The sequence below is a fragment of the Daejeonella sp. genome (assembly GCF_037719425.1).
Taxonomy (GTDB): Bacteria; Bacteroidota; Bacteroidia; order Sphingobacteriales; family Sphingobacteriaceae; genus Daejeonella.
The window spans coordinates 1-24,132 of record NZ_JBBJNI010000055.1 but is presented as its reverse complement, the minus strand read 5'-3'; the positions used below and the strand labels follow the sequence as shown (position 1 = coordinate 24,132).

Genomic DNA, 24,132 nt, shown 5'->3' with positions numbered 1-24,132 from the left:
GAACGCCTGGATAATCTATTAGAGGGCTTACATGTCGCTGAGACGGCTAAATCTAAAGATAATGGATAGGCAGTTAATTTTAATTTCACTGGTGATCTGTAGCCCCGAGTGAGTATTCTGCTCCCCGATTGAAATTGCGCTCACTCTTTTTTTAATTATTAATCAAATATTACAATGAAAAAAACGATCAAATATATCGTACTAGCCGCGCTTTGCTATTTTTTTAGCACTGCCGCCGTACACTCACAATCCGTAGCCTTAAAGATTGGCGACAGGGTGCCAGACGTTATTGTTGGTGAAGCAGTTAATTATACAGGCAGCACTTTAAAGTTATCCGATTTTAAAGACAAACTGCTTATACTCGACTTTTGGGCTACTTGGTGTGGTGCCTGCCTGAAATCTATACCTCTAACTGATTCCCTGCAAAAGGCCTTTGAAGGGAAAGTCGTTTTTTTATCGGTTACTTATCAGACCGATAAAGAAGTAGATGCCTATCTGGCGAAGCTGGAACGGCTTAAACCGGAGTTAAGCGCCCGAAAACACGTGCGAATAGTAGAAGATAAAGTTCTCCATAAGCTATTCCCTCATACAGGCCTCCCTCATTATGTATGGATCAACGCAGATGGGATAGTTTCGGCAATAACCGACTACCAGGCGCTGACTGTTCCAAATATCAGCCGCTTGCTTGTTGAGGGCAAACTAAATACCGTGGTAAAAAAAGACGATCCCTTAATTCCGCATAATAAGGAGACTCCGATTCTTAGTAACCTGAAAGGAAGAGTGCCACACATTCTGTCTCACACTTTATTGAGCGGCCATGTACCGGGACTTGCCGGCGGGATGGATATGCTGCCCGCTACCGAAACACGGAGCCGGAAGATACTCCTTAGAAACTCTGCCCTGACAAGCCTTTATCGTACAGCGTATGGTGCCGGCAAAAAATGGTTTGGCAGTGCAAATTTAGAACTGGAAGTGAAAGATCCGGTCAAGCTTGAATATTTTAAAGACGGCGATTATAACAGCTGGATAAGCAAGAACGGCTATTGCTACGAGCTGCAACTACCTAAATCATTAGATAGTGAAGTATTCGTTCGCATGCAGGACGATCTTAAAAAATTCTTTCCTCAATACGAAGCGGCTATAGAAAAACGCACGAAAAAAGTCCTTGCATTGGTACGGACCTCTGCAATAGATAAAATACAAACAAAGGGAGGTACGGCCGACTACCGTTTTACAGGCTTGCAGGCGTCTATGAACAACATAGGCATTAATATGCTTACCACGCAACTAAGCATCCTTTTCCTTCAGAGTCTACCCATGCCCATTGTGAATGATACCGGATACCGGGGTAAGGTAGACCTGGAATTGAATGCTGATCTCTCTGATGTGAAATCCATTAACAGCGAACTTAAGAAATATGATCTCCAGTTTATTGAAAAAGAAAAGGAGGTCGAAGTCCTGGTGATCAGAGATAGACCCAGTCTATAAATCTGCTATAGCCACTGTTTTATTTACCAATCCAATTCACAGAACAATGAAGAAATTTATATACTATACCTTACTATTGATATTCCTGCACGGGCTCAGTATTGCGCAGACCATCCGTGGCAAAGTAATTTCAGAAAAAGATCGGCTACCGCTTCCCGGAGCAAACATCAAAATAAAAGGCACATCGACTGGCACCTCAAGCGATAGTTTGGGAAATTTTACACTTGCCGTATCGCAAGGGGAGTTTATTCTCGAACTGTCGTTCATGGGCTATAAACTTAAAGAGCAAGCTGTAAAGCAACCTGTTACGGGGTTTTTAGTAATTGCGCTAACCGAAGATGAAAACGCTCTCGATGAAGTGGTGGTTTCTACTGGATACCAGTCTGTTCCCAAAGAGCGGGCAACGGGATCATTTGCCCAGATAGATAATACCCTTTTGAACCGCAGCGTGAGTGGGGATGTCATAAGCCGTCTGGAGGATGTGGTTCCTGGCCTGGTATTCAATCGTAAAGGAGGAAATTCATTGAGCATACGTGGTCAAAGCACCCTCTTTGCCAATGCCCAGCCGCTTATCGTGCTTGATAACTTCCCTTATGACGGAGATATCAACCTGATTAATCCGAATGATGTAGAATCCGTTTCTGTTTTGAAAGATGCTGCAGCGGCATCCATATGGGGATCACGAGCGGGAAATGGTGTGATTGTCATCACCACGAAGAAAGGAAAATATAATCGTAAACCGCAGGCTTCATTTAATAGCAATATAACGGCAGGAGACAAGCCGGATTTATTCTACGACCCCCAAATGTCATCAGCAGAGTTTATTGAAATGGAGCAAGTGCTCTTTTCAAGGAATTACTACCGGAGCTTTGAAACCTCCACCAATAAAAACAATCCGCTAAGTCCAGTGGTAGAGCTTCTAATTGCCAAACGGGACGGATTGATTTCTCCAGCTTTGGCTGACGCCCAGATTGAAGCGCTAAAGTTTATGGATGTCCGGAACGACATAGAGAAATATCTTTACCGAAGCAGCGTCAATCAGCAGTATTCAGTGAATATTAATGGGGGGAGTGAAAACCAGCGTTATTTGTTATCGGCAGGTTATGATCGAAACCTCTCTTCCTCTCTTGGCAACGGAAACCGGCGAATTACACTGAACGCTGCCAATTCTTACTCCTTGTTAAAACAGAAACTGGAGTTCAATGCCAGTATCTACTATACCAACCGCAGCACCGAGCAAAATAATCCGGGTACTATCCGTTTATCAGGGAACAGGGCTTTACATCCGTACGCCCGTTTTGTTAATGAGCAGGGAATGCCGGTTACTCTCACCCACGATTACAGGCCTTTATTTACACGTGCAGCAGAACAACAGGGACTGCTCAACTGGGAGTATAACCCTTTAAGAGAGCTTGCTTTAGGCGACAATACGGGCAGAACTTCAGACTACCGCATAAATGGCGGTCTGAAATATAAGCTGTTTGAAGGCTTAACGGCAGATGTTCTCTACCAGTTCGGCAGTACGTCAGAAAATGCGCGTGATTTGCAGGTTCAGGAAAGTTACTACTCACGCGACCTGATCAACAACATGACCACCCTGAATACCAATGGTACCCTAAAACGGAATATTCCATTGGGAGACATACTTGATCTTCAGAATGGCATCATTACCAGCCACAATCTGCGGGGTCAACTGGGCTACGAACGTAACTGGAAAAAGAACCACGCCATTAATACCATTGCCGGATGGGAAATGCGAACCTACAATGCCCAGAATACCGGCCATCGGCTTTACGGATATGATGATGAGTATGGCAGTAGCAGTGTGGTTGACTTTATCACCCCGGTACCGATATACAGTAACCCCGGTGCCAGCACGAGTATAACGAGCGAAGATTTTCAAACAGAATTAAATGACCGTTTTATTTCCTATTACATGAACTCCGCTTATACTTATAAAGGCCGTTATACGGTTTCAGCAAGCGGACGAATAGACCAATCCAACCTGTTCGGCGTTAGGGCCAATCAAAAAGGAGTACCGCTATGGTCGGCCGGGGTTAGTTGGGATGTAAGCCGCGAGAGCTTTTATAACTTCAACTGGCTGCCTGAATTTAAATTAAGAGCCACATACGGCTATAATGGAAATATCGATAAAACCGTCACGGCTTATACCACCGCCCTCCTGTCAGTGAATGTAACTCCGGTTAACAAACTCCCTTTTGCATTGATCACCAACCCACCTAATCCAGAACTTCGTTGGGAACGGATCAAGATGATTAATCTGGGTATAGATTTTAGCTCAACGGGCCAGCGGATAAAGGGAAGTATAGATTACTTTCATAAACGCGGGCTGGATCTGATCGGCTTTACCCCTTATGCACCATCCACTGGCATAACTCAATTTAAAGGCAACACCGCTTCGATCAAAGGAAATGGTATTGATGCTTTGATTAGTAGTGCTAATGTGAAAGGTCCGCTGGCGTGGAATACCGACCTAATTGTTAGCTATGCCACTGATAAAGTACTTGATTATAAAGTTGCCAGCACAGCTACTTCTCTGGTTCAAAGCGCGGATGCAGCGCGGTATCCGGTTACCGGCAGGTCACTGTATTCGATTTATTCGTATCCCTGGGCGGGCCTTGCTCCGCTTACAGGTGACCCGCAAGGTTACCTAGACAGCGCTCCAAGTAATAATTATTCCAGTATTATCGGAGCAGCCACTCCTGGTAACATTATTTATCATGGCTCTTCAAGGCCTCTGTTATCAGGAGCATTGAGAAACTCGTTTGCATGGAAAGGCTTATCATTATCAGCAAACATCTCCTATCGCCTGGGGTACTATTTCCGAAAAAACTCAGTACGATATAATATGGTTCTAACCGGACAGGGTGGTCATGGAGATTATGCTATGCGCTGGCAAAAGCCTGGAGACGAAGCATTCACCAATATCCCATCAATACCCGCAGCGACTAATACCAACCGCGACAATCTCTTTATTTACTCTTCAGCGCTCGTCGAAAAGGGAGATCACATCCGCCTGAGAGATATAAATATAACATATGATCTGGAAAGAAGCGGTTTGAAACTGCCCTTCAGGCGAACCCAGGTTTACCTGTATGGAAATAACCTTGGCATGTTATGGAAAGCCAATGATTCTGGAATAGACCCTGACTATCAAACTGGGCCGCCACCCCGCAGCATTGCTGCAGGTTTACGGATTGATCTGTAAATCCCTGTTCCTATTCATAAACATCAAAAAAAACGAAAATGAAAACTATTAAACTGTGCATGCTAGCGCTAATTAGTATTTGCTTAGTATCATGTGAAAAGGATTTCCTGGAAAAAAAGCCTGACAAGGCTCTGTTAATTCCAAAATCATTGAAAGACTTCCAAACTTTGCTCGACAATGAGTCAGTAATGAATCTAATCCCAGCGCTCGGAGTGATTAGTGGGGATGAATATTATCTTACAGAAGCCTTGTATACTTCCTTATCCGGATTGGAGAGAAATGCCTACCTATGGAATAAAGAGATATATGATGCCGGAAGCCAGGTGAATGATTGGAACAGACCTTATCAACAAGTATTCTATGCCAATGCTGTTCTTGATGGACTGGATGAATCAGGAAGAGAAAGTGAATCTCCCGCAACTTGGGATATTTTAAAAGGAAGTTGCCTCTTTTATCGCGCCCACGCATTTTACCAACTCGCCCAAGTATTTGCAGCACCCTACTCCTCCAATGCAGCAGGCGAAAAAGGGATCCCGCTTCGTCTATCGGCTGATGTAACCTTGAAGATCCCGAGAGGCACGGTAAAGGAAACGTACCAACAAATCGTAGCCGACCTGGAAACAGCCGTTCTGTTACTGCCTGATAAAACCGAATATAAAACACGGCCTTCTAAAGTCGCGGCCTATGCGCTATTAGCCAGGGTATATCTCTCCATGAAAGAGTATGATAAAGCTTTACTGAATGCCGAAAGTGCTTTGAGCAAATATTCCAACCTAATAGATTATAATACGCTAAATCTGGCCCTCAGCAAGCCAATTTTAGGTACTAATGAGGAAATAATCTTCTATACCTCTGTCATATCGTACAGCTTTACTAGTCGTGCCATCATAGCGGTGGCCGATTATAATGCTTACCCAAGCAACGACCTGCGAAAAACAGCCTTTTTTCTTAAGAATGTTTCTGGTGACTGGAATTTCAGAGGCACCTATACAGGGAACCTGATGTTTTTTGGCGGATTGTCCGTAAATGAATTATACCTCGTAAAAGCAGAGTGTTTAGTCAGAAAAGGCAGTATCTCAACCGCTCTGCAAGCCTTAAATACATTACTTGAAAAAAGATGGAAGAAAGGAACGTTTCAGGCCATGACTGCGCAAACGGCAGATGAGGCTTTAGTCCTAATCCTGACCGAACGCAAAAAGGAACTTTTGTTCAGAGGCACCCGTTGGACGGATCTGAGACGGCTAAACTCAGAGAGCCGCTTTGCGGTTTCCTTAAATAGGAGCGTTAGCGGTCAGCAGGCAGTGTTGCAGCCGAACGATAAAAGGTATATTCTGCCTATTCCTGATGTAGAAATCCAACTCAGTGGCATAGAGCAGAATGAGCGATAGAAGATAGTTTAAGAACCCGTAAGAGTTAGTAAAAACTCCTTCGGGTTCTTAATTAAGGAATTTCAATCAGTCACAAAGACAAGGCGTTGTCATCACGATCCATATTATCGTGTCTTTCTGCAATATTTTTCAGGTAGTTTTCAAGCTTCCCAACTTCAAGAGCAATAAGTTTTGACACATCCTCTTTAATTTGATTATAATTTGCCTGAATTTCTTCTTCGCTGACTGTCCTTATCTCTGGCAAAGGCTGATAACTATTGATTTCATTGTTGATTTTATTATGATCATTCTGTATCAGGTTATGAAAGACTTTCAAATCGATTTTATTGTCAGGATCATCTGCAATCATTCCCACAAATTCGCCTGATGAGAGTGAAGCGATCCGCGATGCGGGAACGGCATAATCAAGCTGGGTAGATTTACTTACAGAAGTATCTGCACTGTTTATTGAGATACTATTCCGCTCTTGTATAATCTTACCAAAACGCTCCGATAGTTGCTTTGCAGTATCACCGACTACCTGACCACTCACAATGTTGCCAACTATATTCATGATCACTTCTGCCTGGTCTTTGCCATAATCTTTTTTAAGCTGGCTGAAATCCTGTATTCCTAATGTTGTGGCAACCTTGTTCGAGCGGGCCGTTGCGACCAGGCTGTCGATATTGTTCAGGTAGATCGTAGGGAACTCGTCAAATATCAGGCTACTTTTTTGCATTCCTTTCCGGTTTACCAGTTTCACCAGACGGGTAACGTAGAGCGACAATACCGCTCCATACACTTGTATTTTTTGCGGGTTATTGCCCATGCAGACAATCTTGGGTTCATCCGGGCTATTGATATCCAGGGTAAAGTCATTGCCGGATAAAACCCAGTATAATTGTGGCGAAGAGAGCCGGGCCATTCCAATCTTGGCGCTGGCCACCTGGCCTTCGAGCTGCTCTCTGGCCTTATTTACATAAGCTGAAATAAAAGGATTTATTAACACTTCAATTTCCTTTTCAGTTCTCAATACAGGGAAGAGCTCATCATAATCCACCTGCATCAGTTCAATAACATGGGGTAGGGTACAAAACTTTCCATCTTCATATTTTTTTAAAAACCAAATGATGGCTGTGACATAATTGATAGGGCTTTCAACGAAAAAGTCGCCTTGTTTCTTGATCCATTCCATATTCAAGCCCAGCATAATCGTCCGTGCCGATTCGGTAGCATCGGTAATATCAGTCATGCTGTGGGGATCAAGAGGATTGCATCGGTGGCTCCTGGACAGATCATCAAAGTTGATTATATAGAATTTAGGAAGTCTTTTATAATTGCTTCTGTATCTCAGCAGGGTATTATATGCGATGATTGTGAGATCATCGAATTTAAAATCATAAACGAACATCGTGAACCCTTTGCGGATATGCTGATCAATAACATGCCGGATCACGAAGTATGATTTACCAGATCCGGGGGTTCCAATAACCAGCAATGCCCTGAAAGGATTGATGATATTGATCCAGCTTCTTCTAATCTTGCCCTTAAGATTGTATTGAGCTGGCAGGTTGATTGAATATTCGTTTTCCAACAATCTTTCCTCCTGTGGAAAGGTTTCGTTCTCCCGGTTAAAGATATCACCCTGCAACCGAATGCTTATTAGCCGGGATAGTAAGGTGGCCCCTGTCAGGATCAATAAGTAACCTGTTCCTGTTAAACCCATATACAGAATTGCTGTAGTGATCAGGCTAATTTGCAGTAGCAGGAAAAATCCGGTAATGAAGTAAATTACCAGACCTATACCGATATAGATCATAGCAGTTTTCATACTGATCTTTTCATCCTTCCTGCCTTTTGCACCAATAAGAGATACTGCAAGCAATCCCAGGGCAATGAATTTAGGTTTCAGGTTGCCGTCTGCGATGCCGGTTTTTATTATTATATCCAGTAGATGGTCAACAATTCCCGCCGTTAACTGCCACTGCTTAAATGCGCCATAGCAGGATATATATACATGAATGGCTAAAACCAGGAGACTTAATAGTCTGGTAAAGTCAATAATCTTTCGTAATCCCTGTATGTTTTCTCCGGTTTGCATGGTGATTAATTTTAATGTGAGGATAAAATGCTTATCGCCGGAAGCCCCTGCCTTTCCTTTTTTTCTTTCGTGGGATCAATACCTGCTGGCCTTCATCTGCTTTTCCTAATAGCATCTCCAGCAGATTGCTTTGTTCTTTAGCCAACAGATCCGACTGGACTGCTTCCTGTCGCGTTTTTGGGGCCAATGTTGATCCTTCGTTAACCGGCTGCCTTGCTTCTGCCGGGATAAAGCGATCCATTAATGCTTTTGCACTGTAAGCTTTTCCAAGGTCACTTCCGTTGAACACTGTTTTGCTGCCATGGTCAATAAGGGTGATACCATAGGTAAAGCCCTGGTCATTTTCCCGGAAAAGCACTTGGATATTTTGCTTCTGAAGTTGCTGAATAAAAGAATCCTTTGTCAAACTTGGGCCGGTTAGGATTTTATCCAGTTTTAACCGAAGCGGTATTTTGTAAGTTTTCCTTCTTTCCCCGTTCTGAGCAAACTTCTTTTCCAGGTTAGCCATAGTTGGCTGGTCATAGATTGAGCTCGCTCTAATTGGAACGCCTGCTTTATTTCCTTTCGAATCCAGAAGGCTATACATTAATCCCTTCTTTTCATACATTCGCGTGCCTTCAGATCCCCTGTCCGCCATTATGTTGAATTGCTTTAATACAGCGTTTAATTCAGCTAACGAGGTAAAGCTGTAAGAACGGATCACTTCGTTAACCGTATTGGTAATTGCCCGTTTGGTTTCAGATTTTCCATAAATCACTTTTTGGAGTTGAACCGGTGTAAGAGGCTGCTCCTGTTTGCTCTTACTGCTTGCTTTAACCAGATTAAATTCGATCTCAATTTCTTTCCGGGCTAGTTCAGACTGGTTGCGCCCGATATTGTGAATATCGATTCGTTGTCCGTCCGGCTGAATATTAATGGTGGCAATATGTATATGGGGATGCCCGGCATCTGTATGATTATAAACCAAATAAGGCTGCTCTCCAAACCCGATTTTGTCCATATAGGTATTGGCGATGCTTTGAAGCTGTGTTATGCTTAATTTTTCTCCGGGGTCAAAGTTTAGCGAGATATGCAGGGTATTAGTTTTTGCTTTTTCATTCAGCATGGTGATCTTCTGAAACCGGTTAAGCTTATCGTGAAAAGACAGCTGATCAATATCGCAGCTAAAGCGGCTGGCTAAGATCAGCTGGGCTGTCCCGGATTGCACCTTATGTTCGTTATAATGCAATACGCCCCGTATACTTTTCCCACTTCTCACTTTTGCAACCATTTGAGGGTAAGCTGGGACACGATTTCCAATAGTCGGTCTACTTTTTCTTCAATCTGCTGGTTTTTGTTAAATGCCTTTATGGAATAAACATATTTTTTCTCCGGATCGCTGGTGGTATGAAAGGCTTTTGTAATCTGATTAATATTTATACCGATTGCTTTCAGCTCCTTACGGATGGAAGCCAGTTCTTCCATCGGGCCATTCATGGATATGTCTTTATGAAAGTAGCTAATCCTATTTTTGAAGAGGATTTTTCTGGCGGCCTCGCTGACTGACCTGCAATTGCTTTCACGCACTATCTTTTCCAGGCTTTGATGATCCTTCTCATTCATCCGGATAAAGATGGATCTGTTCAATAGCTTATCCTGATCAGCAGCTTTCTTTCTGGGCATGAGCCAAAATTGATCAGAGTTATCAAAGCGATTTTACAAGGATGTGCCCTCTTGTATGATTTATTAGTGTCTCAGAAAGGCCGAGTTTCGAGGTCTTTCCACCGGCCCAACTTCGGAGGGCGGGCAAGATATTTTTGTATAGCAAAAATACATCTTGCTGATTGCCAAAAATCGAGGAAACTAGATTCAATACTCCAAACCGTTCTATCTTGGAACTGTTTGGTTCCTAAGCCTACCTACGATAGTGGAGTAGTCTGCGATTATTAGCCACTATTATAAATTACATAAAGAATCTAAAGTCGTAAGGAACAGCGCTTAAAGTTTCAGCCTGTTTTGCGTACCTAGCTAATCTTTTTGAAAAATCCAAGGTAACAGGCAAGGTTTTATATAATTCGCCACCGTTCCAGTTCATTTTAGTTAACGAGAGAATCTCCTTTACCGTAGTTTCAATTGGATCTGTTCCCCTAAATCTCCTAATTAATAAAGGTGCTGGTATACCTCTGCTACTTTGATAATAATTTTTAGATCCTGCCACATCATTATCTAGCACCGATCCATGTGTCCATAGCAAAAAACTATAATCGTCCAATTGGATTACAGTGCCTCTTTGAACTGGATAACCATGAATCGTAATCTTATTTGTATTGGTGTCTTTAAGACCCCGAATAGCCCTCCAATTCGAATATTTTTGAATTTGCAGCAACTCTACATTTTCAATGCCGTCAAGAGCTTCTGCAATCCCTTGCATTTCATCATGAGTATAATGAAGTACCTTATGTATAACTAACTTATCCAGCTTAGAATTACCATCCACTCGAAAATATGCCTCTTTAAGCTTTAATATTAGACGTCTCGCATCTTCTTTACTCATAAAGGGATTTTTTCCATAAAATACGGGGTGTTCAATAGGTTGAAGTAAAAAACGCAATCCTTGACCGCTTGAGTCGAAAATATGACTACTCCCCAAAACGAATTTGGACACATTATTCAATTTATTGATTGAGAAGTCTAGCCCAATAAAGGCAGTCGAATCGTCGATGGTCTCATTTCTCCACGGAGTACCATTTGCTTTAACATATAAACCTAATGACAGCCACCATCGGACCTTAGCTTGGTCGAAGTATGAAATAGATTTATCTTCAACAAATTGGACTTTGATATTCTTTTTAGCACAATACAACTTTATTGAATCATGTAAATCAAAATAGATGTTGTCATTTTTGAGCTCCCTAAACAAAGACCAAAATGTAGGTATGTATAGAATAAGCACGTCAAATTCACCACGAATTGTGAAGAAATAATCTATTTTTCTTTTTAGGAAATCATAAAATTCGTTGTGTTTAAAATTACTCACGTCAGACTCCTCAATTAATTCAACTAACTTATTGTCTTTAGAGGATGGAATTTCTATATATCGCTTATAAATTTGTGAAAACGGGACATATTCAATCAAATAGTCTTTCTCTGAACGCGGTAAAATTTCTTCATTAAGACCATTGAGATGTTTTATTATTTTATCAAAACCTGTTTTTGGAGAAAGGATGGCAATTTTTATAGACTGGGAATTAATCTGGTCATTTTCAAAAGAATGATCCAATGGGCCAAACTTTTTAAGACCCTTTAACGGATGGGTGAATCTTTGATTTTTATCAGTAATATGGAAGTTAAGAAATGGTTCAACAGTTTGAAAGGCCCCTTTAAAGCTATGACTTTTAGAGGGCATACCTGCGCTGGAATAGTTAGCTTCGAATTCTATTCTAAATCCATCTAAACCAAAAATTATAGACTCCTGGTTATTTTTAAAAATGGAAATCCAAAACTTTTCCTTTTCATTTACAATATTATTTCTTCTGTTAGAAAATATTGCATTTGCACATGCCTGTTTTTTAAATCTTGTTAATTGATCTTTATCATCTATAAAGATGGAGGGTAATACTGTAAGAAAAAGTTCTTTGTCGTGGAATTCAAGCTGGATCTCAACAGCTTCATAAATGGGAATATCCAAGTATACTTTATAGTCCGCTAGCTCTGTTATGGACAATCTTGACGTAGTTGTGTAATACTTATTTCTTCTATGTGGATCTAAAATTAAGCCAGGAATGTCTTTTAAGTTAAGAGCTATCAAGTCATACATCATTCCAATAAAAAATGAGTTTTGATGATAAGTTATGTAATCTTCAATATCCAGCGTCATTACCTCTGATAACATCCTGCCCTGAAAAATCTCATTGATTGTTTTAGTATTTCCAAATATCAGAGTGTTCCCTTTAGATAGCGCGCCTACAATGGGTTTATTAGCTATAATCTGACGCAGTTCTTTCCACCCTTCTAAGTCGGATTTGAAACTTAAGACACTCTTAGGGTAACACTGAGCTTTCAGGCCGTTCAACTTTATTGGAGAAAAGGCGTTGTTTGCTTGAGGAGACGCGAACGCTTGGCGAGTCTCAAATCTTAATACCGCAATATTTTCGATATCCGCATTTAATTGGGCATTTGTGCTATATAATTCAAATGCGAATTCATCAAAACTGTCAACTTCTATTACTCCGGAAATCTTTTCTTTACTTTTATCATTTACCTTGTCGATTATCGATTGTATTATTTCGTTTGGCTGTTGTCCTTTACGTACACACCAATATAATCCATAAGGGAACGGATTATCTGATTTCAATACTTCTTCAAAGGCGTTTAATACTGATTCATCATTACCACCACAGCCAATTACAATTAAGCCAGATTGACTATGAGCTTTCGCGAAATAATGATGTAATTGGACTTCTAGAGCCTTAAGCTCATTGTTGGTATTTTGAAGCTTATCATACCTGTAATCTCCATGAAGCTTAATTACTCTTTTGTACTTATTAAGGTTATTGATCTGATGAAGATTATCTGGGGAAATAATTTCAAATTGAGACGCATTGTTTATACTTCTAATACCATTTTCCACTAGCTCATCAAAATTGGTGGTCCAAATATGTTCAATCTTATGAGATTCGAATAACACTCCTAAACACTTATGACCTATGGAAGGATTTTTATTGGATATTATTCTTTGAATAAATGATTTTCTATCAATGGACATTGGATAACATTTCTCAAAGTATTCTGAGTATTCATCCGGAGAATGAAGTTTTGGAAAACCTCCCTTTAATTCAAAAAAACTTTGAAGAATTGATCTGTTTCTTTCAGACTCCAAATCCTTAAACTTTTCTTCCTTGCAATTATTAGCATCACAATAGAGCTTTCTTTTGAACTGCCATATTAAGGTTCCTGCAGCTGGAATGTTTGCTTGAACAGAAGCACCAGCTCCTAGAAAAACGTTAAAAGCACCATCCGGTCGTATCGCAAAGCTCCTTAAAAATTCCTTTTTATCAATAAATGTCATTTAGGGAGAGTGTTAAGTGACTAAAATTAGTATTAATTCTGAACTAGGCTATGTCATAAGCTATGGGTGGCCGCAGCAGGTGATAAGATACAGAAATTATGCACTTACCAGCTTAATTGAGTTTATTCTATATTCGTATAATGCAGCCAACCTGATGAAGCTGAATTAACATTTCAATTCGAGGGAGATAGTATAACACCACCTCAAGTGATTTGCCATGTCTCAATTTCATTAAGGAGCACACAAACTAACCTCATTCGCCTAATTTGCCGGTCTTGAGGTTCGTGTGCATACATCTGATCGATATCTTCCGAAGAAAATCCATGTTTCAACTTCCCCAGGATGGAAGCGAAAGCTATCTTTAACTCCATGGATTCATTTAGTATAGGTGACAGTTGTCTGCCAAGGACTTTCGCCGCGGCTATAGTCGGTTCAAAATTGTCGTCAATTAAATCATCGTACTCCTCCTCATAAATGGTATCACCTGCAATTTCAAAATAATTTTCAAGTATATAATAAAAATCGCCGAGGTCCTTTTCAAGACGATCGGGCTTTTCATGCCCGGCAATTAATTTCAATACACATAGACCTGGAAGTGTGCATATTTTAAAATTAATTCCTTCCAAATTGACGTTAGCTGCATGTGCCAGTACCTGCATGTTTCCAAACACCGATAAATCCATTGGTGAACTGCCCTCCAGATACACCATATGGTTGCGTTCTATCCCGCCAAACGGAATGAGATCAATAATCGTACTATCGGGTGCGTGCAGCCGATAAGGCTGGTCATCCGCCTTGAATCCTTCCGCGTCTTTTAGATAATCTTTTAGCGCCATAAAATCTTCTTGGCTATTGATGTAGATAGAAAAATCCACATCTAATGTTGTTCTTCTTACCGGCAGGGTATTGATATGATTCATCCAAAGATCACGGGCGAAGGCTCCAATCAAATAATAATCAACATCAAATTTTCTGAATCCTCGTTCCAGGGATTCAAAAGTCGCCCGCATTGCGCCAAAGCGCATTTGTTCAAAATTGATCTTCAAGTAGTTCATCGTAAAGCTTTCGAGCGGTTTCGATATTTCTCGGGTCGCCCGTATTGATCAAGTCCGCATATACTAAAATTGGCGGAACCGTATCTTCGTGGTTCAGGTTAAATTTCCAGAACTTCTTATATACAGTTAGTACTGCTTGCTCTTGTGGTACCAACTTATATTTTTTGATCAGGTTAACCCTGTTCTCAACGGTATATAAAGTTAGCTTACCAGGTTTTAAATAGCCAGTCAGCAATTTAGCTGCTGGTTCGCCTCCCCACTGCGTTTCATAGTTAGTGAGAGGGATCTTCTCCCATTCTTTTTCGTTGCCGTTGATGAATCGGAATTCTCCCAGCTTCAATATCGGCTTTAGCTTTTCTTCGAATGCCGCTATCCATTCGTCTAGTAGCTCTTTTTTCCGAGCTAAACGGAAGCGCTTTTTATCGAGTTGTATGACGAATCCCTGATCCTTCAAGCTGTTAATAATATAGTTTATATTACCTAGGGCGATGCCGTAATCGTCCGCCATCTGGCGATAGGTGGCGTTGAGATAATTTTCGTCGTTGAGGAAATGAAATAGGAGGATCAGCCCCGTTTTATTGAAGGCTCTATCTTTCTTTATTGGATTTATGGTTTCTGTCCTAAAGCCATCGATCAGAAATAACCAATCATTTTTTTTGATGAAGCAATTACCTGCTGCATCCAGGTAATTGAGTCCAAGCTTGCGCAATTGTTCTCGTATTGTCGGATAAATAGTCTCGGCAATTACGATCAGATCCCCTGCTTGTTCACGGACCTTCTGGAAATGTAAGAAGTGTATTGGTTTAACTTCTTTTTTAAATTCTACCGGAAAGGTATATTTGTTATTGTCACCTTTTAATTCTAATTGTCCATCTATGTTTTTTTTTCCTGTGCGCGCATACCATCTCCCTTTTAGGCCAGCTCGTTCCTGAATCAGTTGTATGACCTTATAGATTATCTGCTCTTCCACGTTCACTATTTATTCATGTTCACCAAGTTGTGAACACTAAGTTAAAGTGAACAAACTACAATTCCAAATTTCCAACTACAATTCCTCCGGCTGATATAATTTTACTACTATTTCCAAACAGTCGCTCTGCAAATGGCTCAGCTAAAGTACCGACAGGGCAACTCGCCAAATTTATGGCCGTTGCCGTTAACTGTATTTGCTGTAACAGTGCCCCTGCATCACGCCAAACTAAGCTTTCAGCAAAATCATATTTTGCAATTGTTCTTAAGGGATGAGCTACTAGCCATAAAAATACACCTTGCTGCATCGCTAAATTTTCATTGATATGCGCCAGCAATCCCTTGACAGTGGCAGAGTCAAGTACAAGTATGTCCAAGGAATGTTGAAAAGGATTATAGTAAGCAACCGTAGGTATTGGGCCATTGCTACAAACTAAAATATCAATCGGATGCCTCGCACCAGCCGAGGCACTAGGACGATGAGAAAGCACGTAACCATTAGGTTGTACTTGGACCTCAATAGCTTTTGCCGCAAACCAAAGCAAGGCATCAAGCTGTCCTGGCAATAATAGTCCAAAGCGCCTAGTGGACCGCCTTTCAAAGGCGATGTCAAAAAAATCATAGTGATAGGGTAGTGAAGGGCGTTGAAGTTTTGTATTTCCCTTGATTGGATAGATAAACGGTAATACAGCTTCTTCCGTTAATTTAGGCTTTGGATTTCTCATAGCCATTTTGTTGCAATTCATAAATGACCTGGCGATACTTGTTACATCCACGGCAATCACCGCAAGGAATGTTCGATTTATGACAAGAATGTGCCCAATTTAGCAAGCTAGCTGAGATGTTTGATCGCTGAACTAATTCCACCGATGTAAGCTCAATAGCCGGGCATGTGACTTTAATACTCTGCTCCTGATAAACCATCAGTTGACTCATTAAACCGTAGAACTGCGCTGTGCCGTCCTTGTGAAAACTGTCCGATTTTACGGAAGCCAACATCAATTCATTAATGCCAAGTGAAATACCTTTCATACAAGCCAAGGTGATGAGTAGCTGATTTCTGTATGGCCACCATTCAGAGGAGGGGGAAACACCTAAGGGAGTTTGGTTGATCAGATCTCCGCTACCCAAGCTGCTACAATCTGCCTCGACTACATAGTGTGGAATACCCAAGATTTTCGATATCGTTTCACTTGTCCTAATCTCAGTTAAGGCCGGTGCCTGGCCGTAATTAATAGTGATCGCTATATCAGGACGCTTCCAATAAGTCAGCGCAATAGAATCGATGCCTCCTGAAAGTAAAATAGCTACTTTAGGCATTCTCTTTTTCAGCTAACAACCATAAACATTTATATAGCGCCGTAGTCAAATCTTTTTCAATAATACAATTTGTACCGATCAGCATGGTTAGATCTTCTTTTGACTCATTTTCTACATATGCAATCACCGGTATTCCCATTTTTAGCGCATAACCAATTTCCACCAAGGTGCCAGAATCCAGACCATCTAATACTGCAAATACAATTTTACAACTGTCCAAGCCTGCCAAGTCTTTTTTGGCGACATCACTTCCTGGCTCACCCAGCCCAACCTCATGCAGGGGAGAAAAGACTTTCATCCCGAGATGATTTAAGTTATTTAAAACTTCATTAATGAGCCATCTTTGGGCGAATGTAAAGAAAGGACCTGCCAAGTATATTTGCCCGATAGGAAAATCAGGTATTTCAATCGGCTTGATATCCTCCTGATAACCCGCATATTCAAAACGAAAGCTTCTGGAATTACAATAAATCGCTGTAGAAAACGAAGCCTTTTTAGCTGCTTCTACCGGAGAACGATTGCCCTCCATCCAGTGGTAAGCGAAGATCGCAGCGAAGACATCACCTGAACCAATCGGCCAGACGCTACCTGTTCTATAAACAGGTATCACCGTTTTGTCATTTGCAGTATACACCATTGCCCCTTTCGGTCCCATTTTAATCACCAATACCGCGACGTTTTCTACCTCAAAAAAATAACGACGAATTTCCTCTACACTCTCGCTTTTTGCAATCTTCTGCGCTTCTTTATAATTGATGACTATTGCCAACTCTTCGGCTTGTGAATTTGTTTCTTTGAAAGATTTGGGGCTTACCGGGGACTGTGGATCATAAACGACTTTTTTTCCTTTGACTCGAGCATTTCCTTCCAGCATTCCAAAACATAAAATATGATCAGCTTCGAACTGTATTTCTTTTTCTTTAGCAATCAGATCCGGTCTCGGATAGATGATTGGTGTCCTTAATGGATAATCATAATAAAAACCAATTGAATCGGTGGCCGGATATTTATGAGTCTTAATTTTGTAAGTATCTTCAAACATGCTGAGAAAAAGCTCGTTTGCGACCGAACAGAAAGTGTGAAATTGAATTCCTGCGCTTTCGTCTAAAGCGCGAATTGCACGACAAGCTCGTAAGCCAGAACCAAATTGCATATCGAAATCCGGATGAAGACATTGTTCGCGGTATGTACCGCCCGTAATAGTGATCATCGGCCGCTACAATATAAAGATATCTGACAATCACCACCTGTTATGTCCATCACCTTTGCCTTAAATTCGAAGCCCTCATTAATGCAATTAATAAGCGAAGCGGGATTAGATATTAGGATCGCTCCTGCAACATCGCCATCGTTAGTCTGTGCTGTTAGCGGACCAGTAGGGCCGCCAAGCACAACATCAAGGACGTCACCAGTCCGTAGGTCGTCAATTACATCCGGCACTGGTGACGCAAGTTGTGTTCGAATAAGAATTTTTTCGCAAGTAGGTTCTGGCGCAAATCCGCCACCGAAAGAACCGCCTGAACTACCTGACATAATATTTAGATTAAGTGATTGAAGATAAAATGTTTAATGCTAATTTATTGTTTTTTTTCATATAGTGCCAAATAATTGCGTCCATGTCAGAAGGCCTTACTTCAAGCTGTTGACAAAAGGTCAAAAAACGTTCTTCTAAATAAAGGTATTCTGAATTCAGATTAAAATTGGGACGAAAAAAACCTGTTATGACTCCCGCGCGTAACAAATGAATATCCAAAATAGCTACCTTTTCGCTGCGTAACCAGTTTCGGGTAATCCAAGAAGCAGTTTTAAATCCAATTCCATTTACTGACATCAACCACGCACGCATTTCTAGGTCATTTTCTGTTGGGATTTGGTCAATGTCTGACCTATTAAGAAAAGTATAGATATAATTGGCTTTTTGACGTGCAAATCGATATTTTACGAGTCTGCCATTTTGCAATTTCATTTGACTGCTTAAAGCGTTTAGTAGATCATCAAAGGGCACAAATGACCTAATCAATTTTTGCAATTTGAGTGTTTCGAACGCAATGATTCCCATTTCTGAAGGAATTCCATAACCACCCAACATGCACATAACAATCTCATCCCTAATGTTCCCCGCTAACCTATGCGTTTCTCGGCTGTCCGAGAAGGAACTAATCAAGTATTGGAATTTCCAAAACGCAGGAGTATAAAGTCGATAAACTGATCCCCATTTTAGGCCGGGCATTAATTCTTCCCGTTCGTCAGGAAAATGACCCAGTATCTGTCGGGCTTGGTTCCAGATATACGTTTCATCAATTTCTATACAACCAAAAAAGGCTGTTTCCTCGTGGAAGTTTACGTTCAGTTGTGTATTCATTGCTAGTAGTTTATTTGTTGTTTTAATTTGTAGAGCATGTTATAGATCCAGCTTGGTGCGAGTCTAAGGTCTTCCATCACTCTTTCTGGATCTTCGTGTTGCATTTTTTTTATTATCTCCGTTCTGTGAGCATCGGTCACGGAATTCTGCCCAATCTCTTCTAATGCCTGTATCAAAAGCCCACAGGTACGCGATGAAAGACTAAGTTTTTTTGGAGTAGCAGATTTAAAAATAAGCCGTTGACCAGCGATAAGAATATTCCGAGGCTCGCCATCAGTAATATAAGTCAAATCGACTGGAGGCATATCTGCTAAACCCAAATGATATAATGCAAACGCATTTGAAGGTTTTATCTTAATCTTCTCCTTTTTTGCTATGGCTGCGGCTATTTCTTCTAATGATGGCTTAATCGCTTCATTATTCTTCTTTTCTTTAAAATAAATCCCGTGTGCCAACCTTACTAATAACCCTTCTCGTGCGTGTCTGCTTAAGCTCATTTTTATTGCACTATCAGCACCTAATCCCCGAAAGTCGCTAGGAAACAATATGCTCCCAGCAGTACTGCGCTTAATCTGGTTTGCTATATATCGATGAACTGACTTCAATTTTGTTACAAATATATATAAAAAGGTAACAAAAAAATGTTGTATTATTTTGGAAATTAGCTGTATAGACTAAAAGCTACAATCATGGAATCATCGTCAAATAGCGAAAACTCACCTTTTTTTCCATGACTGAACCGGTCGGACAAAACAGACTTCAAAAGTTGAACAACATAATTGGTAAGACAGAAGCGGTAAGATGATTCAGCGAACACAGAAAGCCTTAGGCTACGAAAAGTTCCGCAGTTCAGGATACCATTCACGAAGCTGCGAATCTATCTTTGTTAGTTCCGGCCCAAGAGGTCGGTGGGGCTCAAGAGGTCTAAAACGCGGCTGACTTGGAACAAATTGAAAATCATCCGTTTTAAAATCGGGATATTTTTGGTAGACAGACAGCTTGATTTCATTAGTAACCCCGGTTATAAGTTTTAATTTCTCAAAGGCCGACCACTTATACAGGATATCCTCATTTTCCAGCGAGATCCGTTGGGGAATGCTTGGGTCTGCCTCCCGAAATGCCCAGGCAATGTATAAAAGTGTGTTAAAAACCTTCAAGAAATTAGAAAGGGAGTAGTCCAGCTCAACTGAGAACCCGTGAAGTAGTACATGTCTGTTAAGTGGGTCTAACAGTGTACAGTTGGAAGTATCCATATACAGGTTTTGTTGAATATAGCTCTTGATCACATTCAGCCACGTTGTAATGTACTGGCGTTCAAGAGCAACAAGACGTGTAAACTTACTTTGATCAATAATACCGGCGTCGAATCTTTCCTTAAATACTACTTTTTTATGAGCTATATAATCTTCCTCCAGAAAACCAAAAACCTGAAGAAGGTCAGCCGACCGCATAATCTGGCTGTTCTGTTTGCCTTTAACATCGACTTGGTACTTTCGCAGTGCACCCTCAATAACAGGAATCATCACATGGATAGCGCCTGCATAATCGTGGGCAATCGCCATCATAACTGCCTGGTCCACCAGCGGGCAAAAAGGTTTAATATGAGGCACTGTCTTTAATAATCCGTCGATGAACAGTGAGGTCACCCTAAAATCGCAAAACAGATCTGCAAAAACCTTTGTAACGTCAGCCTGTGTGGCTGACGGGTCAGCCGCGAGATTGAGTAATCGTCGATACTCCGTCATAAATAATTGCGGATGAATTGACATCCAATTGAATCTTTGCAGATTTGCATTCAATTTGGCCAGATCTTCGGCAACTTCTACACGACCCTTGATCTCGTCACGAGTATTTTCGAAATAATTCAGTTCATCCACCCTTTATTAATTAGAATACAAAGATCGAAATAACGAAATACAAACAAATGTGTATTTAACATCGTCAGATTTCAATGATTTTCAGATCTTCACTGTAAATAAATACTGAACTTTCCTCTGTGCACATCGAATGTTGAACAGTAAGGCCACCTGAGCTAACGGAAATGGTTGAGTAGCATCTGTTGCTTTAAGAAGCTTAAATTGTTGCAAGGAGATTAGTGGCACACAATATTCATATCCGTTATCTTGGAGGTTGCTCTCATATGTGATTAACTCGGCAGGCGTGGGGAGTGAGAAAGCGGCGAAAAGTAGCAAATTAGCGTTACTTGACCTCGGGTGTATCGCCTGACAGTTGATCCGGCGGAAACTTCAGGTCAAGGAATCCAAGCCAGTCCTCGTTAGTTGGTGGCCTTCTATATTTTTTATAATGTTCTTGAAAGAAAAGTTGGATAAGACCGGGTATTTTTTGAGCTACAATTTCATCGCGGACATTGGCCAGCATAACCTGCCAGCTCTGCTCCGGAAGGACTATCGTTTTTAACGGCATACCATCACCATTAAGAGTAGTTAAGACATCCCAATTACCAAGAAGGCCGAAAAAGTCGAGGTATATTGCCTCTCGCCTGGGCTTTCCAAAAAAGAAAAGAATTAGCAGCTGGCCGAACATCATGTTATATGGCAGCCGAAAAGCTGGATGCACTATGTTAAACGACATCGTCTCGTCATGCAACCGGTCATATGTGGCGACAATGTAATATAGGCCATCGAAAAGCGCTTCGTTGCCATCCAAAGTGCGCAGGTAGTGAGCGGTCTTGATTTTTACCTTAAAATTTTCATATGGAGGCAGGGCTGCATCGAGAATGCCACGGAGTTGCTCCTGCTCAAGGGGTGTTAGGTGAAAATCAGCAAACAGTTTTTTATTTGATAGCGACATACGATAGAGCAAGCTGGCCAGCAGTAATGTAAAAGCGTGTGGATGGACACGACCTGCTTCGCGGAGTATCCAGGACTGGCCAGTAATTTCGCTATCTGAGAAATTCTGTCCAAAACGGGCATTTTTAAATTTATCCCGGTATTCTGTACAGACATAACCTTCCAGATATGCCATGCGTTGTTCGCAGCCGATACAAAACAAATAATTTTCCACTACAGGGATAGCACCAGTATTGCTTCTATAATCAAAATCCGGCGCATCATCAAGCAAAAATCCTTTCTCATGGCCGCGTTTGCCAACGACGCTTTCGATCATGAATGCGGATAATAAATGGGAACCGGTTTGGGTCGCTTCTCGCTTAAGACAAATTGAGCAATTGGGCATAATCGCTGATTTTCTATATAACATACTCAAAAATTTGCGAAAAAGCGCTTTGCCTGGTTATTTTAATTAATAATTGTATAGAACTGAGCCAATTGGGCTAATAATAACAATTATTGCAATAACCGGCTCACGTAGATCTTTTGCTCGCATACTATCTGCTGGCATTTTCTCTATTAAAGAGCGCTAATTAACCTACCTCTGGGTTCAAGCTTGTATAATATAACTATCATATCTTTCAAATTTTGCCGGCGATACCAACCGGCTGATGAAATCTGATATCTCAAATATTTCTCCTGAAAAGGCCTCCGAAATCCTAAGGAAGTATGGCATTGAAATGTCTCCAGAAAAATCAAAAAAGGTCTTGCAAATGATAGATTTTTTATGTAAATTAGTTGTAAATCAACAACTTAAAAAATGAAAACAGCCGATTTGTATATTCGTGTAAGCACTGATGAGCAGGCAGACAGGGGCTATTCACAACGCAATCAGCAGGAGGTACTTCTTAAATATTGCGAGATCAATTCTATCGAGGTGCGTAAAGTGGTTTTTGAAGATTATTCAGCAAAAACTTTTAATCGTCCTGCATGGAACGGTCTTTTAACCGATATTAAAAAGGGTAAAGGCAAATCTCAGATAATTCTGTTTACGAAGTGGGATAGATTTAGCCGTAATGCGGGAGATGCTTATGGAATGATAAATACTTTGCGAAAATTAGGAATTGAACCGCAGGCCGTGGAACAGCCGTTAGACTTATCCATTCCTGAAAATAAAATGATGCTTGCGTTCTATCTTGCTGCTCCTGAAGTTGAAAACGATCGTAGGGCGTTAAACACATTCTACGGTATGCGTAGAGCCAGGAAAGAAGGTCGCTGGATGGGTGCTGCGCCAGTTGGCTACGCTAACCGAATCAATCCAGCCGGACGAAAGTACATTGAGCCCAATTATCCTAAGGCTGAAATTATGAAATGGGTATTTGAAGTCCTGTCAAAAGGCACATTCGCTGCGGATCAAATCAGAAAGATGGCCAACCAGAAAGGATTGAACTGCGATAAGAGCAACTTTTGGCGGCTAATCCGCAATCCTGTTTATTGTGGACTGGTGACTGTGTCTCAATATAAAGACGAGGATGCTACTTACGTGCAAGGCGATCACGAGCCGATTATTACACAGGCTATGTTTTACAAAGTTCAGGATATATTAGATGGCAAGAAAAGAAAGATTCGCGAAAAAACCAGAATGGTTTCCGATGAGGAACTTCCTCTCCGTGGCTTTATGCACTGCCCAAACTGTAACAGAATGCTGACTGGTAGCGCATCCAAAGGCCGACATGCCTACTATTATTATTATCACTGTTCCGCCTCCTGCGGATGCAGATTTAAAGCAGAAGAGACTAATAAAGCGTTCTTAGCAGAACTTAAGAAGTTCTCACTAGACCCTGCCTTTGAAAACGTTTTTAAGGATGATCTACTAAAGAAATATAAAGAACTTACAACCGGCAAAAATGGTCTAAAAAAGCAAATCATCAATCAAATCACTGACCAGAGCAATAAAATGACCAAGGCCAGGGAATTACTGTTAACAGGTGATATTGACCCCTCGGATTATAAAACTATAAAGAGTGAATGTGAGAAAAGAATAACGGTATCAGAGGCAGAACTAGCGGATACATCAGCCAATCAGCTTACTGTATCTAACATGGATAAACTCTTGGAAGAAGCAATGACCGTTTTAAAAGGCCTTGACAGTTTTTACGAGTTTTTTAAAGATATTAACGTTAAACGTGATTTTATCGGTTCGATGTTCCCTGAAAAATTCACTTTTGACGGATCACAACATCGAACCGCTAATATCAATGAAGCTTTAGAAGCTATCTACCTTTATAACAGCGAGTTAGATGGCATAAAAAAAGGGAAAAATTCTGATTTTAAGAACCTTTCCCTTATGGTAGCCCGTAGGGGAATCGAACCCCTGTTTCCAGAATGAAAATCTGGCGTCCTCA

Annotated in this window: 18 protein-coding genes; 4 read left to right on the top strand and 14 right to left on the bottom strand. The window is 41.0% G+C overall.

The window, feature by feature from the left end:
- Positions 1-174 precede the first annotated feature (174 nt).
- Genes WKF69_RS09220 through WKF69_RS09210 form a run of 3 tightly spaced genes read left to right on the top strand, consistent with a single transcriptional unit; the run spans position 175 to position 6,105 of the window.
- Complete coding sequence (locus WKF69_RS09220) at positions 175-1,488, top strand: TlpA disulfide reductase family protein (protein ID WP_340381309.1); 1,314 nt, start codon at positions 175-177, stop codon at positions 1,486-1,488.
- 46 nt (positions 1,489-1,534) lie between these two features.
- Positions 1,535-4,717: a SusC/RagA family TonB-linked outer membrane protein gene (locus WKF69_RS09215; RefSeq protein WP_340381308.1), complete on the top strand. Its 3,183-nt coding sequence runs from the start codon at positions 1,535-1,537 to the stop codon at positions 4,715-4,717.
- A gap of 38 nt (positions 4,718-4,755) precedes the next feature.
- On the top strand, positions 4,756-6,105 hold the full coding sequence (locus WKF69_RS09210; protein WP_340381307.1) for a RagB/SusD family nutrient uptake outer membrane protein: 1,350 nt from the start codon (positions 4,756-4,758) through the stop codon (positions 6,103-6,105).
- A 70-nt stretch (positions 6,106-6,175) separates the two neighbouring features.
- Here WKF69_RS09210 and mobC (WKF69_RS09205) read toward each other — a convergent pair whose 3' ends face one another.
- The 14 genes from mobC (WKF69_RS09205) to WKF69_RS09140 all read right to left on the bottom strand — a co-directional run bounded on the left by mobC (WKF69_RS09205) (position 6,176) and on the right by WKF69_RS09140 (position 22,157).
- Positions 6,176-8,185 carry a conjugal transfer protein MobC gene (gene mobC, locus WKF69_RS09205; RefSeq protein ID WP_340381306.1) on the bottom strand — a complete coding sequence of 670 codons (2,010 nt, stop codon included), beginning with the start codon at positions 8,183-8,185 and terminating at the stop codon, positions 6,176-6,178.
- Positions 8,186-8,216: 31 nt separating this feature from the next.
- Positions 8,217-9,443 carry a relaxase/mobilization nuclease domain-containing protein gene (locus tag WKF69_RS09200; protein ID WP_340381305.1) on the bottom strand — a complete coding sequence of 409 codons (1,227 nt, stop codon included), beginning with the start codon at positions 9,441-9,443 and terminating at the stop codon, positions 8,217-8,219.
- Positions 9,440-9,847, bottom strand: coding sequence for a plasmid mobilization relaxosome protein MobC (gene mobC, locus WKF69_RS09195; protein ID WP_340381304.1), 408 nt, complete (start codon positions 9,845-9,847; stop codon positions 9,440-9,442). The genes WKF69_RS09200 and mobC (WKF69_RS09195) overlap by 4 nt, the downstream gene beginning before the upstream one ends.
- A 280-nt stretch (positions 9,848-10,127) precedes the next feature.
- Positions 10,128-13,232 carry an SIR2 family protein gene (locus WKF69_RS09190; protein WP_340381303.1) on the bottom strand — a complete coding sequence of 1,035 codons (3,105 nt, stop codon included), beginning with the start codon at positions 13,230-13,232 and terminating at the stop codon, positions 10,128-10,130.
- A 203-nt stretch (positions 13,233-13,435) separates the two neighbouring features.
- Positions 13,436-14,257 carry a hypothetical protein gene (locus tag WKF69_RS09185; RefSeq protein WP_340381302.1) on the bottom strand — a complete coding sequence of 274 codons (822 nt, stop codon included), beginning with the start codon at positions 14,255-14,257 and terminating at the stop codon, positions 13,436-13,438.
- A 4-nt stretch (positions 14,258-14,261) separates the two neighbouring features.
- Positions 14,262-15,257, bottom strand: a complete 996-nt coding sequence (locus tag WKF69_RS09180) for a type IV toxin-antitoxin system AbiEi family antitoxin (protein ID WP_340381301.1) — start codon at positions 15,255-15,257, stop codon at positions 14,262-14,264.
- A 55-nt stretch (positions 15,258-15,312) separates the two neighbouring features.
- A complete protein-coding gene (locus WKF69_RS09175; RefSeq protein ID WP_340381300.1) occupies positions 15,313-15,981 on the bottom strand; it encodes a nitroreductase family protein in 669 nt (222 codons plus the stop codon).
- Positions 15,962-16,576, bottom strand: a complete 615-nt coding sequence (locus tag WKF69_RS09170; protein WP_340381299.1) for a 7-cyano-7-deazaguanine synthase — start codon at positions 16,574-16,576, stop codon at positions 15,962-15,964. The genes WKF69_RS09175 and WKF69_RS09170 overlap by 20 nt, the downstream gene beginning before the upstream one ends.
- Positions 16,569-17,786 (bottom strand): PfkB family carbohydrate kinase, encoded by a 1,218-nt coding sequence (locus WKF69_RS09165; protein WP_340381298.1) that lies wholly within the window; start codon positions 17,784-17,786, stop codon positions 16,569-16,571. Before WKF69_RS09165 ends, WKF69_RS09170 begins: the two co-directional genes overlap by 8 nt.
- Positions 17,783-18,109 carry a hypothetical protein gene (locus tag WKF69_RS09160; RefSeq protein ID WP_340381297.1) on the bottom strand — a complete coding sequence of 109 codons (327 nt, stop codon included), beginning with the start codon at positions 18,107-18,109 and terminating at the stop codon, positions 17,783-17,785. Before WKF69_RS09160 ends, WKF69_RS09165 begins: the two co-directional genes overlap by 4 nt.
- 10 nt (positions 18,110-18,119) lie before the next feature.
- Complete coding sequence (locus WKF69_RS09155; protein WP_340381296.1) at positions 18,120-18,938, bottom strand: hypothetical protein; 819 nt, start codon at positions 18,936-18,938, stop codon at positions 18,120-18,122.
- A 2-nt stretch (positions 18,939-18,940) separates the two neighbouring features.
- Positions 18,941-19,543: a DUF6088 family protein gene (locus WKF69_RS09150; RefSeq protein WP_340381295.1), complete on the bottom strand. Its 603-nt coding sequence runs from the start codon at positions 19,541-19,543 to the stop codon at positions 18,941-18,943.
- Positions 19,544-19,768: 225 nt separating this feature from the next.
- The gene (locus WKF69_RS09145) at positions 19,769-20,815 is read right to left on the bottom strand and encodes a hypothetical protein (RefSeq protein ID WP_340381294.1); all 1,047 of its coding nucleotides are present in this window, start codon (positions 20,813-20,815) and stop codon (positions 19,769-19,771) included.
- Positions 20,816-21,137: 322 nt separating this feature from the next.
- Positions 21,138-22,157 carry a hypothetical protein gene (locus tag WKF69_RS09140; protein WP_340381293.1) on the bottom strand — a complete coding sequence of 340 codons (1,020 nt, stop codon included), beginning with the start codon at positions 22,155-22,157 and terminating at the stop codon, positions 21,138-21,140.
- Positions 22,158-22,547: 390 nt separating this feature from the next.
- On the opposite strand from WKF69_RS09140, the gene WKF69_RS09135 reads away from it, so the two are divergent.
- Positions 22,548-24,116 carry a recombinase family protein gene (locus tag WKF69_RS09135; protein ID WP_340381292.1) on the top strand — a complete coding sequence of 523 codons (1,569 nt, stop codon included), beginning with the start codon at positions 22,548-22,550 and terminating at the stop codon, positions 24,114-24,116.
- Positions 24,117-24,132: the final 16 nt, after the last annotated feature.